This window comes from Phytohabitans aurantiacus (genome assembly GCF_027923225.1).
Lineage (GTDB): Bacteria > Actinomycetota > Actinomycetes > Mycobacteriales > Micromonosporaceae > Phytohabitans > Phytohabitans aurantiacus.
On record NZ_BSDI01000020.1, the window covers coordinates 79,336 to 93,997 of the forward strand.

The window sequence follows — 14,662 nt, forward strand, 5'->3', positions numbered from 1 at the left end:
CAAACATGGCACTGGGAATCACTGTCGAATCGGGGCATAGTGATGAGGGTGGATACCAACAGAGACATCGCAGTGACCCGCAGAACGCTCACCACGTCGATGCTCGCGGCTGTCGCGGCAGCGGCCACCGTCTCCGTTCCCACCCGCGCGAGCGCCGATCGCAAGCGCTTCCCCGACCTCATCAACCTGCCGAACGCGTTCCAGCCCGAGGGGATCGCGATCGGTCAGCGGCCGTACGCGTACTTCGGCTCGCTGGCCACCGGCTCCATCTACCGCGCCAGCCTCGTCACCGGCCAGGGTCGGATCATCTCCACCGGGCCGGGCACGCCGTCGGTCGGCCTGAAGCTCGACCGGGCCGGGCGGCTATTCGTCGCGGGCGGCGCGGCGGGCAACGCCCGGGTCGTCGACGCGCACACCGGCGAGGTGCTCGCCGCGTACCAGTTCGCCAGCGCGCCGACGTTCATCAACGACGTCGTCGTCACGCCGCGCGGCGCCTTCTTCACCGACTCGCAGAACCCGTTCCTGTATCGCGTGCGGCTCGACCGGCCGAGCGGCTTCACGCCCGTACCGTTCAGCGGTGACCTGGTCTACCAGGCCGGGTTCAACGTCAACGGCATCGCCCGCACGCCCGACGGCACCGCGCTGCTGGTCGTGCAGTCCAACACCGGCGGCCTCTTCCGGGTAGACCCGGCCACCGGCGCCACCACGCGCGTCGACCTGGGTGGCGAGGTGCTCACCAACGGCGACGGCCTGCTGGTGCTCGGCCGCACGCTGTACGTGGTGCAGAACCGCCTCAACCGGGTCGCCGTCTTCCGGCTCGACCGTGCGGGCACCAGGGGCGCGCTGGTCACCCACCTGTCAGACCCGCGGTTCGACGTACCGACCACCGTGGCGGCCTACGGCGACCGCCTGTACCTGCCCAACGCCCGCTTCGGCGTCGTCGTCACCCCGGACACCCCGTACACCGCGGTGGCTATCAAGCGCTCAGCGTGACCAGCCGCTGGGTGGCACGGGACAGCGCGACGTACAAGGTGCGGGCGCCATCCTGGCCGCGGATCTGGTCAGGCGCGACGAGCACCACCCCGTCGTACTCCATGCCCTTCGCCTGAAGGCTTGTCACGACCTGCAACCGTTCCGCGGGCAGGTCGGCGAGCCAGCCCGCGATCTCGTCGCGGCGCGGCACCGGCGTGATCACCCCGACCGTGCCCTCCACGTCGGCGAGCAGGCCGGACGCGGCCTTCCGGGTCGCGTCCGGCAGGTCGGCCGGTGCCACGGTGAGCTCCTCCGGCGGTACCCCGGTCGAGCGCACCGCCCGTGGCAGCGTGATGTCGGGGTACAGCTCGCGGATCACCTTCGCCGCCAGCGCGAAGATCTCGGCCGAGTTGCGGTAGTTCGTGGTGAGCGTGAAGTCGTGCCGCTTTCGCGAGCCCAGCGCCCAGTCGCGAGCCTTCGCCAGCTCGGCGGGGTCGCCGGTCCACGCGGTCTGCGCCGGGTCACCGACGACCGTCCACGAGGCCAGCCGGCCACGGCGACCCAGCATCCGCCACTGCATCGGCGAGACGTCCTGCGACTCGTCGACCACGATGTGCGCGTACTCGCGGTAGTCGTCGGGGCGCTGTGTGGCCGCGGCGCGCGCGGCCCGCTGGCGGTCGGCGTACGTGGTGACCTCGCGGATGCCGTCGATCACGTGGTACGGGTCGCGCTTGGGCTTCGGCGGCTGCGGCGGCTTGCCGAGCAGCTCGTCCAGCTCGTCGAGCAGGGCCACGTCGGCGATCGTCGGGTCGCCGGGGGTGAAGGTGCCGGTCAGGGCCTTGATCTCCTGGTTCGACAGGATGCCCGACGCGTACGAGCGCAGCCGCTCCGGTTCGGCCAGCCAGGCCAGCACGTGCCGGGGCAGCAGCCGGGGCCACCAGGCGCGCAGGAAGTCGCGGAAGTCCGACCGGTCCGACAGGTCGTCCTCGAACTGGATCTGCTCCGGCAGGCGGCTGATTCCCAGCCGCTGCGCCTGCGCCCACAGCGCGTCGAAGAGCCCGTCGATGCCGGCCCGCCGTACTTCGTTGCGGCGGGCGCCCCGGGGCAGCGCCCGGGCGCGGATCGCGTCGAGCTCCGGCCGGGTCAGCCGCAGCAGCTGGCCGCGGTAGAGCAGGCGCAGCTCGGTCGGCCCGTTCGGCACCGCGTCGCGCACCGCCCGGTCGAGGACCCGGCGCATCCGCAGCGACCCCTTGATCGAGGCGACCGCCGAGGTGTCAGTGCGCGTGGCGACCAGGCCCGGAATCACCGAGCCGAGCGACTTGAGGGTGGCCGTGTCTTCGCCCAGCGAGGGCAGCACGGAGGCGATGTACTCGACGAAGACGCCCGACGGACCGACCACCATGATGCCGCCGCCGGCGAACCGGCTGCGGTCGGAGTAGAGCAGGTACGCCGCGCGGTGCAGCGCCACGGCCGTCTTGCCGGTGCCCGGCCCGCCGGAGACGATCGTCACGCCGGCGGCGGGGGAGCGGATCGCCTGGTCCTGCTCGCGCTGGATGGTGGCGACGATGTCGCGCATGCCCCGCCCGGTGGCGCGCGCCAGCGTGGCGAGCAGGGCGCCGTCACCCACCACCCGCATGCCCTCCGGGGCGGCGCCGGGGTCGAGCAGGTCGTCTTCGATGTTGGTGACCTTCTCGCCCGACGACTGGATCATCCGGCGCCGGATCACGCCGCGCGGCTCGGCGGCGGTGGCCTGGTAGAACGCCGCCGCGGCGGGTGCCCGCCAGTCGATCACCAGCGGCTCGGCGTTTTCGCCGCGCACGCCCAGCCGCCCCACGTACAGCACTGTCACATCACGCAGGTCGGGGCCCTCACGCTGCTCGCCTCCCTCGCGCATGTCGAGTCCCTTGCGCAGGTCGAGCCGGCCGAAGACCAGGCCCTCATGCTCGGCGTCGAGCGCCTGGCGCCGCCGCGCCGCGTGGAACACCATCGCGTCGCGCTCGACCAGCGCGCCGAAGTTGCCCACCCGGGCGAGCCGGTATCCGTCCTTTTCCGCCCGTACGGCGGCCTGCCGCAGCTGGGCGAGGCGGGCGTACACCCGATCCACGTGGCTCTGCTCGGCAGCGATCTCCTGCTGAAGCGTGGTGGCGGCGTCTGTCAACGTTGTCGTGGCTCCCAAGGAGGTCTGGCGAGGGCCAGAACGAGAGTACGCGGCTCCGGGTACTAGTGCGTGCTCGGAGCGTGCGCGTGCTGCACCACGTCGACCAGCGCGGAGGTCACCTCGTCGGTGCGTTCCAGCGTCAGCATGTGACCGGCATCCGGGCAGACGATGAGCTGGGCGCCGGGCAGTGCCGTCGCGATCGATCGGGCGCACGTCGGCGGGGTGAGCCGGTCGCGCTCGCCCACCAGCACGGTCGTGGGCACCGTGGGCAGGGCGGCGAGGGTCTCCAGGCGCTGCTGGGCACCGACCGACGGGCGGAACCCGCCAATGGCGCCGAGCGGTGTTCGCACCACGGCCTTCGTGGTCAGGCGGACGTCCGCGGGGTCGCAGGGGTACCCGAACAGGAGCCACCGCAGTCCCGGCTGCAGGGCGAGTGTCAGGGCGCGGTGCGGTCGCCAGTCACCCAGACGGGCGAGCACACCCGCGCTGGTCTGCTCGGCCACCCGCACCAGCCGGGCGAGCGGCGGCGGCAGCCCGTACACCGTGTGGGCGTGCCCCTCGGCTGTGGTCGACACGAGCACGAGCCCCTTCACGCGCGCGGCGAAGTCGCCGGGGTGGCGGTGGGCGTACTCCATGATCGTCATGCCGCCGAGCGAGTGGCCGCCTAACACGACCGGCCCGGTCGGCGCGATGGCCCGCATCACCTCGGCGAGGTCGTCACCGAGCTGGTCGAGCGTCGCGGCGCCGCGGTTGAGGCTGCCGGATCGGCCGTGGCCTCGCGCGTCGTACGTGACCACGCGAGCGGTCTCGGACAGCGCGGCGACCTGGCGGTGCCAGATGCGGCCGTCGAGCGTCCAACCGTGTAGCAGCAGCACGGTGACCGGCGCGTCGGCCGGTCCGGTCTGGCGTACGTGCAGTCGGGAACCGTCCGCGAGCTGCACCTCGCTGTGCTGCGTCATGGGCACCTCCTGGATACCCGGTGGTAACAATCATGCCCTATTTGTAAGGAGGCCACACATACTCGGGTCCGGACACTTGCGGCGGAAGTTTCTGAGCGCATGCTGTATGCATGGTCGACACAGCCACGGATGTGCGCGACGAGGCTTGGCGCGTGGCCCGCACCGCGGAGGGCCGGTTGGGCATCCAGATCCGCGAGCTGACCAGCCTTGACGACCAGCAGGCGGCGGCCGAGCTGCTGCGCCGGATCTGGCGGGCCGACTCGGCCGACCAGATCGTCAACGCGGGCATGATGAGAGCGTTCGCGCACTCCGGTAACTACGTGGTGGGCGCCTACCGGGGCTCAACGCTGGTCGCGGTGGCGGTCGGATTCTTCGGCGCCGACCACCTGCACTCCCACGTCACCGGGGTCGACCCGGCGGGGCAGAGCGGCGGCGTGGGGTACGCGGTGAAGCTGCACCAGCGGGCCTGGGCGCTCGCGCGCGGCGTGGGCGCGGTGTGCTGGACCTTCGACCCGCTGATCCGCCGCAACGCCTACTTCAACCTGCACAAACTGGGCGCGCGTGCGGCGGCGTACCTGCCCGACTTCTACGGGGCCATGGACGACGGCATCAACGCGGGTGACCCGAGCGACCGCATGTACATCCGGTGGGAGCTGGGGTCATCGGCCGCGATCGCGGCGGCCGAGGGCCACGGTCCCGAGCCCGATCCGACGGGCGCGACGATCCTGGTCGGCCGCACCGACACGGCAGGCGCCGAGGCCCCCGTGACGGGCGTGCCGGCGCCGGGTCGCCTGGCCGTGGCGGTGCCAGCGGACGTGGAACGCATGCGCGGTACGGACGCGGCGCTGGCCGCGCGCTGGCGCATGGCGGTCCGCGACGCGATGGTGGGAGCCCTCGACCGCGGCTACCGGATCGAAGGCATCACCCGAGACGGCTGGTACCTCCTGCACCCCTGAGCATGCAGCAAGAAGGCCCCGCTCGGAGCGGGGCCTCTACGTGCTGGGGGATCAGGCTTCGAAGACGCCCGCGTCGACGAGACGCTTCTCGGTGGCGTCCCAGCCGTCGCTCGGGTACGCCGCCGCCAGCGCGTTGATCTCGGCGCGGATCTTCGCGGCGTGGCCGGCGCCGACCAGTACGCGGATCTCCTCGATGAACGCCTCGGAGTCGGTGCGCAGGTGGGGGGTCTTGCCGTTGGTCAGGTTGCGCACGTACGCGTGCTTGCCCTTGTTGAGCGGGATGAGGTACTTGAACTCACCGAGCACGCTCAGGGCCCCGCCCTGGGCGCCCGCTCCGGCGCGGACTGACGCGCGCGCGGTCTTGGAGGTGTTGCTCGCCACGGAGGTACTCCTTGCACAGATACAGAGGCAGCAGGACAGAGAAAGACAACTGAACTGTACCCGACGCGGAAACGGGCGCGTTCCGTGACAACGTCTGTCCATTTGCGTTATTCCTCGTGTCAGTTTGCCGATTCTCTGGCGCACCATCCGTCACAGGCGTCATCATGTTGTCCAGCACCTTCTGGTTGATCGAGGTCGTAGGGGAAGACGCACCTCGGTCTTCGGGAGGTCACCGTGCCAACGCGTGGCGTCGTATACGTCCACTCGACCCCGCTCGCCGTGTGTCCTCACGTCGAGTGGGCGATCGCGCGCGTCCTCACCGCGCCGGTCAATCTGCACTGGACCATTCAGCCGGTCGAGGCCGGCGCTCGCCGGTCCGAGTGCAGCTGGACCGGACGGCCGGGGACGGGTGCCGAGCTGGCTGCTGCCCTCCGGCAGTGGCCCATGATCCGTTTCGAGATCACGGAGGACCCGAGCCCGGGGGTCGACGGCGAGCGGTACATGTACGTGCCGGGGCGGGGGCTCTTCCGCGCGACCATGGGCAGCGCGGGTGACATCCAGCTCGGCGAGGACCGGCTGCGCTCGATCATGGAGGCGGCACGCGGTCCGGAGGCGCTCGCCCACGCGCTGGAAAAGGCGCTCGGCACCGCGTGGGACGCGGAGCTGGAGCCCTACCGGTACGCGGGCGACGGGGCGCCAGTGACGTTGCTCACGCGGGTTGGATGATCTCGTCCTGAGTTGCCCCGTTCTGTTCGGCCTGCTGGGATAGCGGGCGTGCGCCTGCGTCCCCTGGCTCTTGCCGCCGTCCTCGCCCTGGCCGCCGCCTGCGGTGCCGACCCGAGCACGCCGCAGAAGAAGGAAGAGCCCGCCCTCACCGGCGGGCCGGCCGAGCGCGCCGCCCAACTCGTCGCGAGGCTCTCCGACGAGGATCTCGCCGGGCAGGTGCTCATGCCGTACGCCTACGGCAGCTCGGCGACCGAGGTGTCGCCCGGCTCGGCGGCGGGCAACCAGAAGCTCGCCGGTGTCGACACCCCCGCCGAGATGGTCGCTGAGTATCACCTCGGCGGCCTGATCCTCGTCGGGTTCTCCGCCGACGACCCGACGTCGAAGAACCAGACAACGACCAATGTGGACTCTCCACAGCAGGTACTCGACCTGACCACCGGACTCCAGAAGGCCGCCGCGAAGCTGCCCGCCGGCGCGGCGCCGATGCTCGTCGGCACCGACCAGGAGTACGGCGTCGTGACCCGCCTCAGGGACGGTGTCACGACGCTGCCGAGCGCGATGGCCTTCGGCGCGGCCGGCGATCCGCGCCTGACCGAAGACGCCTGGCGCGCGGCGGGTTCGGAGCTTGCCGCCGTGGGGATCAATGTGGACTTCGCGCCCGTCGCCGACGTTCTCGGCGGCGACGGCAGCGCTGTCATCGGTTCCCGCTCTTACGGCTCCGATCCCAAGAAGGTCGCCGAGCAGGTGAGCGGCGCCGTGCGGGGCCTGCAGGACGGCGGGGTCGCCGCCACGCTCAAGCACTTTCCCGGTCACGGCCACACGACCGGCGACTCCCACACCGACCTGCCCCAGCTGCGGCAGGATCGGGCCACATTGGACGCTGGTGACCTGCCGCCGTTCAGTGCCGGCATCGCCGCTGGCGCCAAGCTCGTGATGTCCGGCCATCTCGACGTCCGCGCCATCGACCCGGGCACGCCCGCGACGTTCTCCCGCAAGGTGCTCACCGACGTGCTGCGCGGCCAGCTCGGGTTCAAGGGCGTGGTGGTCACCGACGGCATGAACATGGCACCGGCGGAGAAATGGCCCCCGGGCGAGGCCGCTGTGCGCGCGCTCAACGCCGGCAACGACCTCCTGCTGATGCCGCCCGACCTGAAAGCGGCGTACGACGGGATTCTCGGCGGGCTGCGCGACGGCAGCCTGCCGCGCGAACGCCTCGTCGACGCGGCCACCCGGGTGCTGACGCTCAAGTTCGAGCTCGGATCGAAGCCAGCACCGGCGATGTCCATCGTGGGCAGTGCCGCGCACGCCGCCGCCGCGGACCGGCTCGCCGCCGCCGCGGTCACCCAACTGCGCGGCAACTGCCAGGGGATCAGCGGGCCCGTCACCGTCACCGCCGCCAAGGGCCGCGACAGCACGCGTGCCACGCTCGTCGAGGCGCTGAAGGCCGCCGGGGTCGAGGTCGTCGACAGCGGCGGCACCGAGGTCCATCTCATCGGGTACGGGGACGAGCGCGCCGACCTCAGCAAGACCGCGGCGGTGACGGTGGCGATGGACACCCCCAACCTGCTGGCGCAGTCGAAGTCTCCGTCGCTGCTCGCCACGTACTCGTCGAGCCGCGCCTCGATGCGCGCACTCGCGGGCGTCCTCGCCGGCAAGACGCCGCCCTCCGGCAGTGCCCCCATCGACGTCCCCGGCCTCCCGCGCACCGCCTGCGCGGCATAGCTTTGATAGCGTCGGGCGCGTGGTCGTTGCCGAGCCGGCACTTTCCGTGGTCGTGCCGATGTTCAACGAGGAGTCGGTTCTGCCGCTGCTCGTGAGCCGGTTGCGCGGTGTGCTCGACGGGCTCGGCGAGCCTTACGAGGTGGTCGCCGTCGATGACGGCAGCACCGACAACACGCTGGTCGCGCTGCACGCGGCCCGTCGCGGCTGGCCGCAGCTTCGCATCGTGCGGCTGCGGCGCAACAGCGGGCACCAGGCCGCGTTGCTCGCCGGCCTGATGCGGGCCCGCGGGGCGTACGTGGTCAGCATCGACGCCGACCTGCAGGATCCGCCGGAAACCATCGTCGACATGCTGCGGCTCGCGCGCTCCGAGCGGCTCGACATCGTGTACGGCGTGCGCGGCGACCGCACCGTCGACACTCCCTTCAAGCGGTGGACGGCCGGCCTGTACTACCGGCTCATGCGTCGCCTGGTCGGCAAGCAGGTGCCGGCGAACGCGGGTGACTTCCGGCTGCTGAGCCGGGCCGCCGTCGAGGCGCTGCGCGAGCTGCCCGAGCGCACGCCCGTGCTGCGGCTCGTGGTGCCGTGGCTGGGCTTCCCGAGCGGTGAGGTGACGTTCCTGCGTGCCGAGCGGGCGGCCGGGCGCACCAAGTACCCGATGTCCCGCATGATGAGCCTGGCCGCAGACAGCGTGACAAGCTTCTCCGCGGCGCCCTTGCGCGTCGCGACGTGGCTGGGCCTCGCGGGCGTCGTGGTGTGCGGCGTCCTGGTCGTGGTGGCGATCATCGCGTTCTTCCTCGGCGCCACGGTCAGTGGTTGGCCGTCCCTGTATGTAGCTGTGCTGTTTCTCGGTGCGGTGCAACTGCTCTGCCTGGGCCTGCTGGGCGAATACGTCGCCCGCATCTACACGGCCGTGCAGGCCCGCCCGGCGTACTTCATCGCGGAGGACACCGACGCCTCCGCCGAGCTGGCCGACAGCCTGCGGTGACGGTTGCCGCCCCGGCCGCCGCGCCGCCAGCGGTGGCTGCCCGCGATCCGTGGCGTTGGGCGCCGGCTGCGGCCGCGTACGGGTTTGTCGTCGGGGCGCTGCTGGTCACTGGCACGCCTTTGCTCGACGTGGGGCGCTACACGGCCTACGCGGTGCTGGCCGTGCTGCTGCCCGGCACGCTCGTCTACCGGGCGCTGCGCCGCCAGCCGCACACGCTCGTGGAAGACCTGGCGTTCGGCGCGGCCGTCGGGCTGGTGCTGGAGCTCGCCGCGTGGTTCGTGTTCGTGCGGGCGGGGCTGGAGGGCTGGCTGTGGGTGTGGCCGGCCTTCGTGGTGGCGCCGTTCGCGCTCGTGCGCCCGTTGCGGCGGCACTGGTGGGTGCGCGGATACACGGCGGTGCCGCGCGGCTGGGCGTGGTCGGTCACAGCCGTGCTCGCCGGCTTCACGCTGTACCTGTGGGAGTCGTTCCTGCGGCGCAACCCGATCCTGCCGGCGAGCGAGGGGCAGGCACAGTACCTCGACCTGCCGTTCCAGATGTCGATCGCGGGCGCGGCGACCCACCAGGCGCCGCCCGAGCTGCCGCAGGTGGCCGGCGAGCCGCTGCACTACCACTGGTTCGGGTTCGCGCACATGGGCGCGGCCAGCCTGGTCAGCGGCGTCGACCTGCCGACGGTGTTCCTGCGGCTGGCGGTACCGGCCCTGTGCGCGCTGGCGATCGTGCTGGTCGCGGTCGTCGGATGGCGCATCAGCGGCCGGGCGTACGCGGGCGTCGGCGCGGCCGTGCTGATGTTCACGATCGGCGAGTTCGGCTACGAAAACGGGATCCGGCAGCTCTTCGGCACCCAGGCGACGTTCATCGTGTGGGGCAGCCCGTCGATGACGTACAGCTGGGTGCTGCTCCTGCCCCTGATCGCGGTACTTGTCGACGTGGTGCGCTCCCGTTCCGAGCGTGGCACATGGGTGCTGGCCGCCCTCTTCCTGGCCGGCTCGACGGGCGCGAAGGCCAGCTCGGTGCCCGTGGTGGCGGGCGCGCTGGGGCTGACCGGGTTGGTCCTGCTGGTCACCCGCCGCCGGATCGTGTGGCCCATCGCGGCGGCGCTGGGGCTGGCGATCGTGGCGCAGGTGTTCGCGACGGCGGTGCTGTTCGCGTTCGAGAGCCACGGCGTGACCGTCAAGCCGCTGTCCGGCCTGGAGCCGTATGTCGGGCCGGCGTGGTCGTGGCCGCTGGTGATAGTGGCGTTCCTGCTCAACCTGCAGCTCCGGCTGGCGGGCATCTTCGCGCTGGGGCGGCGCCTGCTCACCGACCCGGAGAAGGTGTTCCTGCTGTCCGGGGCCGTGATCGGGCCGGTGATCTACCTCGTGGTCGCGCACCCGGGGAGCAGCAACCAGTACTTCGTCCGGGCCGGCTTCGCCTTCGGCGTGATCCTGTCGGCGTGGGGCTGGGCCGAGGTGGTGGGCCGGTGGCGCTGGTCGCTGCTCGCCTTCGCCGCCGGCCTGGGCACGCTTCTCACGGTCATACAGCTGACGTGGCGGGCGGGGTTCAGCCCGACGCCCGCGTACGACCCGCTGGTGCCGCTGCTGTTGTGGGCGCTCGCGCTGACCGTCGTGGCGATGCTGGTGAGCGTGGTGTGGCGGTCACCGGCGTTTCTGCTGACAGGCGTCCTGGTCGCCGGTGCGCCGGGGCTCGTGATGGACGCGGCGGCGGCTCACCGGTACCCGAACGGCGGCGCCTACGCGGTGACGCTCCTACCGGCGTCGCGGATCGCCGCCGCCCGGTGGGTGTACGAGCACAGCGACCCCGACGACGTACTGGCCACGAACGTCCACTGTGCGGAGTTGACGGTGCACGTGGGCTGCGACGCGCGCTCGTTCTGGCTCAGCGCGTACGCCCAGCGTGCCGTGCTGGTCGAGGGGTGGACGTTCGCGCCGCGCATGGTGGGCCTGCCGCTCGGCCCCGAGGAGCCGTTCTGGGATCCGGCTCTGCTGGCGCTGAACGACGCGGCGTTCTACGAGCCGACCCGCGAGCGACTGGACGCGTTGCGCGCACGGGGAGTCCGCTGGCTGGTCGCCGACCGCGCCACCCGCCCCGAGTCGCCGTTGCTGGCCGGGCTGGCGACGGAGCGGTACCGGAACAGCCGCATCACGGTTTACGAGCTGTGAGCATCAGCGAGACGCTGGGCAGCGACTTCACCGGTAGGTAGCGCTCGGCGGTGATGATCGCGGTCAGCGCGGTGTTGACAATCGCGGGCATGTCGTCGAGGTCGCTGCCGGTGCTCTTGCGCCGCCGCCAGGCCGCGACGGGGCGGAGCAGGACGTTCCAGCTCCACAGGTCGTCGACGACCAGCCCGGCCTTTTCCACCACGGCGGTCAGCGTCTCCCGCGTGTACCGCCGCACGTGCCCCACGGCCACGTCGTGCGCGGACCACAGCTTCATGTCGCACGGCACGGCGATCAGCGCGGTGCCACCCGGTCGCAGCGTGCGGTGGATCTCGCCGGCGGCCAGGTGGTCTTCGTCGATGTGTTCCAGGATGTCGAATGCCACCACGAGGTCGAGCCCACCCGAGGGGAGCGGCAGGTTGCGGGCGTCGGCGCGGATCACGTCGAGGCCGCGCTCGGCGGCCACCTCGGCACCCTCCTGGCTGTACTCCAGGGCCAGGGGGCGCCAGCCGTGCGCTCGCAGTACCCGAGTGTTGCCGCCGCCCGCGGCACCGATGTCGAGCGCGGTGCCCGCGGGGGTGCCGGCCGCTGAGAGGCGGCGCAGCGCTCGTGCCAGCAGCGTCCGCCGCTCCCGGTACCACCAGTGGGTGTCTTCGAGAGCGGCGAGCTTGCGTATCTCGGTGGCTTCCACCCCGAAGAGCTTAGAGCGGGATGTTGCCGTGCGCGCCCCGGGCTGCCGGCGCGCCGGCCAGCGCCTCGGCGATGCGCCGGCGGGTCTCGCTGGGCTTGATGACGTCGTCGACCACGCCGATCTCCAGCGCCCGGTTGACGCCGCCCGCCACCCGGGTCTGCTCCTCGATGAGCTCGGTGCGCAGCGCCTCACGCTCGTCGTGCGGCGCCGCGGCCAGCCTCTTGCGGTGCAGGATGTTGACGGCCGCGGAGGCGCCCATGACGGCCACCTCGGCGCTCGGCCAGGCGAACACCGCGGTCGCGCCCAGAGACCGCGAGTTCATCGCGATGTACGCGCCGCCGTACGCCTTGCGCGTCACCAGCGTGACCCGCGGCACCACCGCCTCGGCGAACGCGTGCAGCAGCTTCGCGCCCCGCCGCACCACGCCGTCCCACTCCTGGCCGAGACCCGGCAGGTACCCGGGCACGTCGACCAGTACGACCAGCGGCACACCGAGGGAGTCGCACATCCGCACGAACCGGGCGGCCTTTTCGGCGCTGGACGCGTCGAGGCAGCCGCCGAGGCGCAACGGGTTGTTGGCGATCACGCCAATGGTGCGGCCCGCGAAGCGACCCAGCGTCGTCACGACGTTCGGCGCCCACTTGGCGTGCAGCTCTACACCTGGCTCATCCAGCAGCGCTTTCACAACCGGCTTCACGTCGTACGCGCGGTTGGCCTCGGCGGGCAACGCCGCCGCCATGTCGTGCCCGTCGGTGTCGTCGCCCACCGGTACGTCGGCGGGGGAGAACCGGCCCTGGCGGCCGAGCAGGGCGGCCAGCTTGCGCGCCTCGACGAGCGCCGAGTCGTCGTCCTTCGTGGTCACGTGCACCACGCCGGAGCGCCGGCCGTGCGGCTCGGGACCGCCCAGCCGCTCCATGTCGACCTGCTCGCCGGTGACCGACCGCACCACCTCGGGACCGGTCACGAAGATCCGGCCCGCCCCGCTCATCACCACGATGTCGGTCAGCGCCGGCCCGTACGCGGCACCGCCCGCCGCCGGGCCGAGCACCACCGAGATCTGTGGCACCCGGCCGGACGCCCGCACCATCGCCGCGAACACCTGACCGACCGCGTCGAGCGCCACCACGCCCTCGGCGAGGCGAGCGCCACCGGAGTGCCAGAGCCCCAGCACCGGTACCCGCTCGCGCACCGCCGTGTCGATGGCGTCCACGATGTGACGGCAGCCCTCCGTGCCCATGGCACCGCCCATGCGGGTGGCGTCCGTGGCGTACGCGATGGCGGCCGTACCGTCGATCTCACCGCGCGCCCACAGCACACCCGAGTCGTCGCGCGGCGCCAGCAGCCGGAGCGAGCCGGCGTCGAAGACGGCGCGCAGCCGCACTTCGGGATCGCGGTGGTCCACAATGGATGAGTCGGCGGCGGTGGACGTCACGGTCACGGCAGCCTCCAGGCAGCTAGACGCGGGTGAAGATCAGTGCGACGTTGTGGCCGCCGAACCCGAACGAGTTGTTCAGCGCGGCCGGGATGTCGTGCTGGCGCGGCTTGTGAGCGGCGACGTCCAGCAGTCCGTCTTCGGGGTCGTCCAGGTTGATCGTCGGCGGGATGACGCTGTCTCGCACGGAGAGGATCGTGGCGATCGACTCGATCGCCCCCGCCGCACCGAGCAGGTGCCCGGTCATCGACTTCGTCGACGTGAGCACCGGGTGGTCGCCGACCGCCGCCCGCAGCGACGCGATCTCGGCCATGTCGCCGACCGGCGTCGACGTGGCGTGCGCGTTGACGTGGGTCACGTCCGTGCGGGAGACGCCCGCGTCGGCCAGCGCCTTCGCGATCGCCCGGGTGGCGCCCAGCCCTTCGGGGTGCGGCTGCACGATGTCGTACCCGTCGGAGGTGATGCCCGCCCCGGCGAGCCGGGCGTAGATCCTGGCACCGCGCGCGGCGGCGTGGTCGGCACGCTCCAGCACGACGACACCCGCGCCCTCGCCGAGTACGAAGCCGTCGCGGCCCTTGTCCCACGGGCGGGAGGCCTTTTCCGGCTCGTCGTTGCGGGTCGACATGGCCCGCATCGACGCGAACCCGGCGATCGGCAGCTGGTGGACGACCGCCTCGGTGCCGCCCGCGACCACGACGTCGGCGCGGCCGGCACGGATGAGGTCGAGCCCGAGCGAGATGGCCTCGGCGCCGGTGGCGCAGGCGCTCGCGACCGAGTGGACGCCGGCCTTGGCGCCCAGCTCCAGGCCGACCCACGCGGCCGGGCCGTTGGGCATCAGCATCGGCACGGTGTGCGGCGAGACCCGGCGGGGACCGGACGCCTCCAGGATGTCGTCCTGCGCCAGCAGGGTCTGCGCCCCGCCGATGCCGGTGCCGACACTGACCGCGAGCCGCTCGGCGTCGAGCCCGCTGTCGGCCAGTCCGGCGTCAGCCCACGCCTCGTGTGCGGCGATGAGGGCGATCGCCTCGGAACGGTCGAGGCGGCGCATCTTGACCCGGTCGATCTTCTCGGAGGGGTCGACCGTGAGCTGCGCCGCTATGCGTACAGGGAGCTGCGCGGCCCACTCCTGGGTGAGCGGACCCACCCCGGAGCGGCCGGCGAGCATTGCTTCCCAGGTCGACGCGACGTCCCCGCCCAACGGGGTAGTCGCGCCCAGCCCGGTGACGACGACGTCGGTGGTGGCCATGGGTCAGGCGTTGCTCTCGATGTAGGAGACGGCGTCGCCGACGGTCTTGAGGTTCTGCACCTCGTTGTCGGGGATCTTGACGTCGAACTTCTCCTCGGCCGCGACCACGACCTCGACCATGGAGAGCGAGTCGACGTCCAGGTCGTCCGTGAACGACTTCTCCTCGGCCACGTCGTCCGGGTTCACGCCGGCAACCTCTTCGAGAATCTCGGCGAGGCCGGCGATGATCTCGTCACGGGTCATTGGATTTCGGTTCCTCTCAAATGGTTGGTTGCTTT

Annotated in this window: 13 protein-coding genes; 6 read left to right on the plus strand and 7 right to left on the minus strand. The window is 71.9% G+C overall.

The genetic code is table 11. The annotated features are described in order from the left end of the window. Positions 1-48 precede the first annotated feature (48 nt). Complete coding sequence (locus QMG73_RS21740; protein ID WP_281898432.1) at positions 49-993, plus strand: SMP-30/gluconolactonase/LRE family protein; 945 nt, start codon at positions 49-51, stop codon at positions 991-993. On the opposite strand, the gene QMG73_RS21745 is transcribed toward QMG73_RS21740, so the two are convergent. Together QMG73_RS21745 and QMG73_RS21750 are read right to left on the minus strand one after the other, a co-directional pair. After that, complete coding sequence (locus QMG73_RS21745; RefSeq protein ID WP_281898434.1) at positions 977-3,130, minus strand: HelD family protein; 2,154 nt, start codon at positions 3,128-3,130, stop codon at positions 977-979. The genes QMG73_RS21740 and QMG73_RS21745 overlap by 17 nt on opposite strands. Before the next feature lie 62 nt (positions 3,131-3,192). Then, the gene (locus QMG73_RS21750) at positions 3,193-4,089 is read right to left on the minus strand and encodes an alpha/beta fold hydrolase (RefSeq protein ID WP_281898436.1); all 897 of its coding nucleotides are present in this window, start codon (positions 4,087-4,089) and stop codon (positions 3,193-3,195) included. 110 nt (positions 4,090-4,199) lie between these two features. Between QMG73_RS21750 and QMG73_RS21755 the strand changes: the two genes are divergently transcribed. Further along, the gene (locus tag QMG73_RS21755; protein WP_281898438.1) at positions 4,200-5,045 is read left to right on the plus strand and encodes a GNAT family N-acetyltransferase; all 846 of its coding nucleotides are present in this window, start codon (positions 4,200-4,202) and stop codon (positions 5,043-5,045) included. Between the two features lie 51 nt (positions 5,046-5,096). On the opposite strand, the gene QMG73_RS21760 is transcribed toward QMG73_RS21755, so the two are convergent. Next, positions 5,097-5,426 carry a hypothetical protein gene (locus QMG73_RS21760; RefSeq protein WP_281898440.1) on the minus strand — a complete coding sequence of 110 codons (330 nt, stop codon included), beginning with the start codon at positions 5,424-5,426 and terminating at the stop codon, positions 5,097-5,099. Between the two features lie 234 nt (positions 5,427-5,660). Between QMG73_RS21760 and QMG73_RS21765 the strand changes: the two genes are divergently transcribed. Genes QMG73_RS21765 through QMG73_RS21780 form a run of 4 tightly spaced genes read left to right on the plus strand, consistent with a single transcriptional unit; the run spans position 5,661 to position 11,018 of the window. Beyond that, on the plus strand, positions 5,661-6,152 hold the full coding sequence (locus QMG73_RS21765) for a DUF3145 domain-containing protein (RefSeq protein ID WP_281898442.1): 492 nt from the start codon (positions 5,661-5,663) through the stop codon (positions 6,150-6,152). Positions 6,153-6,164: 12 nt separating this feature from the next. After that, the gene (locus QMG73_RS21770) at positions 6,165-7,874 is read left to right on the plus strand and encodes a glycoside hydrolase family 3 protein (RefSeq protein WP_407676839.1); all 1,710 of its coding nucleotides are present in this window, start codon (positions 6,165-6,167) and stop codon (positions 7,872-7,874) included. 19 nt (positions 7,875-7,893) lie between these two features. Continuing rightward, a complete protein-coding gene (locus tag QMG73_RS21775; RefSeq protein WP_281898444.1) occupies positions 7,894-8,859 on the plus strand; it encodes a glycosyltransferase family 2 protein in 966 nt (321 codons plus the stop codon). Then, entirely contained in the window at positions 8,856-11,018 is a 2,163-nt protein-coding gene (locus QMG73_RS21780) for a hypothetical protein (RefSeq protein WP_281898462.1), read from the plus strand. Before QMG73_RS21775 ends, QMG73_RS21780 begins: the two co-directional genes overlap by 4 nt. Here the strand turns inward: QMG73_RS21780 and QMG73_RS21785 are convergent. From QMG73_RS21785 to QMG73_RS21800, 4 genes are read right to left on the minus strand one after another with little or no spacing between them, the layout of a single operon-like run. Continuing rightward, positions 10,999-11,706, minus strand: coding sequence for a class I SAM-dependent methyltransferase (locus QMG73_RS21785; protein WP_281898463.1), 708 nt, complete (start codon positions 11,704-11,706; stop codon positions 10,999-11,001). The genes QMG73_RS21780 and QMG73_RS21785 overlap by 20 nt on opposite strands. A 10-nt stretch (positions 11,707-11,716) precedes the next feature. Further along, on the minus strand, positions 11,717-13,108 hold the full coding sequence (locus tag QMG73_RS21790; RefSeq protein ID WP_281898518.1) for an acyl-CoA carboxylase subunit beta: 1,392 nt from the start codon (positions 13,106-13,108) through the stop codon (positions 11,717-11,719). A gap of 52 nt (positions 13,109-13,160) precedes the next feature. After that, entirely contained in the window at positions 13,161-14,384 is a 1,224-nt protein-coding gene (gene fabF / locus QMG73_RS21795; RefSeq protein WP_281898465.1) for a beta-ketoacyl-ACP synthase II, read from the minus strand. A gap of 3 nt (positions 14,385-14,387) precedes the next feature. Then, positions 14,388-14,627 (minus strand): acyl carrier protein, encoded by a 240-nt coding sequence (locus QMG73_RS21800; protein WP_265254092.1) that lies wholly within the window; start codon positions 14,625-14,627, stop codon positions 14,388-14,390. Between the last annotated feature and the right edge of the window lie 35 nt (positions 14,628-14,662).

Coding starts and splice junctions, on each gene's coding strand:
- QMG73_RS21755 (WP_281898438.1), top strand. CDS start 4,200: ATGGTCGACACAGCCACGGATGTGCGCGACGAGGCTTGGCGCGTGGCC.
- fabF (WP_281898465.1), bottom strand. CDS start 14,384: ATGGCCACCACCGACGTCGTCGTCACCGGGCTGGGCGCGACTACCCCG.
- QMG73_RS21750 (WP_281898436.1), bottom strand. CDS start 4,089: ATGACGCAGCACAGCGAGGTGCAGCTCGCGGACGGTTCCCGACTGCAC.
- QMG73_RS21800 (WP_265254092.1), bottom strand. CDS start 14,627: ATGACCCGTGACGAGATCATCGCCGGCCTCGCCGAGATTCTCGAAGAG.